1 protein-coding gene is annotated in these 1,762 nt (G+C 55.1%); it reads right to left on the reverse strand.

Annotated elements, in window-relative coordinates; all coding sequences use genetic code 11:
* Window positions 1-240: 240 nt before the first annotated feature.
* Window positions 241-1,116 (reverse strand): LysR family transcriptional regulator, encoded by an 876-nt coding sequence (locus tag GGD63_RS39880; RefSeq protein ID WP_183250657.1) that lies wholly within the window; start codon window positions 1,114-1,116, stop codon window positions 241-243.
* Window positions 1,117-1,762: the final 646 nt, after the last annotated feature.

Below are 1,762 nucleotides of genomic sequence, written 5' to 3' on the forward strand. Positions count from 1 at the left end.
CCAGCCGTCGTCGAGGCGCTGCGCCAGTACTGGATGCCGATCCGCTACGCACGCGACCGCTGATCACCGCGGACGTGGGAGCTCATACCGGTTACCCGCGATGGCCGGGATATCACAGATTTCCTTCGTGGTTGAGCCCGGGGGCGTCAACCCAAACTAGCTTGGTTGCGCCAGTTCGCAACTTGACCGACCTCGCCCTAGAACCCTGCCCATTTCTCGGAGAAGCTCAGATAGACGTCGTTACAGAATTTGCACAGTATCAAAGAAGGATTTGACGGATCGTAGTCGTCTTTTATCCGATGTCGTCACTATATATGTTTTGAAATCAATGCTGAGCTCGTCGAGCGGTTTGTATACGAGTTCTTCTGTTGGAAACACACTGTCTTCGAGAAGTATTCCTATCCCGATTCCGTGGAGAACGGCTTCCTTCAGAACCGCATAGGTGGTCATTTTGATAATGTTCGGCATGCTTATGCTGTTCTCAAGGCAAGCTTTCTGTATTTCGCGCAGCGTGAGTGAACCATCCTCGGTCAAAATGACTCTTTCTTGAGCAAGTTCAGCCAGACTGAGTGTCTCTCTCCTGGCGAGTGGATGCTCCCGGCGGATGAGTGCCATAAGCCGCGTCTTGCTTAGCTCCACGTGAAATAGACTGGCGATGTCATCAGGCTCAGTGATGATGGCAATATCCACGTCATGTTGCTCAAGTCGTTGCTTCGCAAGTTCCCAGGTCACTAGCGAGAAGGAGATTCTCACCGCGGGAAAGCGTCTGTTGAACTCAGAGATGATCGGCATCGCTGGACGAGGCGCATTTGCGATCACCGTGAGATGCCCAGCTGAAAGGTCGCTGTAGGCATCAACAGTCTCCGCGACGAGTTGCTCAAGGACCCGCACGCGATCAGTTAGCGTAAATAGCTCCTGAGCGGGCTTGGTCGGCTCAAGCCCGTTGCGATGGCGGATGAAGAGTGTCGTCCCCATACGTTGCTCAAGCTTGGCAAGATGCTGGGTGACAGCCGACTGGGTAACGCCGAGGACAGCCGCAGCTTCCGAAACGCTTCTTCGTCGGAAAACCTCTGTGAAGGCTGCTATCTGGTGAGAACTGATCTTCATAGCGCTCATGGCCTTGTCGCGCGAGCCTTCTTCGCATTCGGAACCTGGGCTCTAGGTCTGCCTGACCGCATAGCGCTCTCCATTCCAAAAGTCGAAGCCCTCCGGATTGGTGTGTGATCACCCTTGTGGGGCCCTAGTGCGCTCGGGTCACCTGGATCTCCAAAGATCCGTATCGGCACCAGATCCTCAGGTACAAGAGCCTTCGGCCTACTGCTTCTTGAATCGTCACCGACACGGAGGTGCTCCTCGATGAAGCTAGGCTTCCGCTCACCCGAATCGAAAGCAAGATGAACGGCGCTCTCTCGAACCACCGACAGCTTTGCAGCGTTACTTGAGCGGGACTGACATTATAGAGGGCATGAAATCGACGTTTCTTATACCGCTTCCGTTTGGTACGACGAAGCGCTCCCCGATAGGCTCTCAGATCGCCATACAATGCCTGCTACGGTGCTGTGAATGAAGATCACAGGGTATCTGAATTGTCAAACATCTGCTGTCTCCGGCAAAGGTCGGCGCTAGCCCTGGCGGTCTGCACCAGCAATGTTCGTTGCGCATACCTAGATCGTGTCCCTGAGCGTGGTGTAACTGGCGGTGGGACACCGCGTTCGCCGGCAAGAGCCGGACTGGTCAGCTGGCGATAGCCGGGAGGCTGACG

Origin of the sequence: Bradyrhizobium sp. cir1, from assembly GCF_014198245.1 — a bacterium.
GTDB lineage: Bacteria > Pseudomonadota > Alphaproteobacteria > Rhizobiales > Xanthobacteraceae > Bradyrhizobium.

Coding starts and splice junctions, on each gene's coding strand:
- GGD63_RS39880 (WP_183250657.1), bottom strand. CDS start 1,116: ATGAGCGCTATGAAGATCAGTTCTCACCAGATAGCAGCCTTCACAGAG.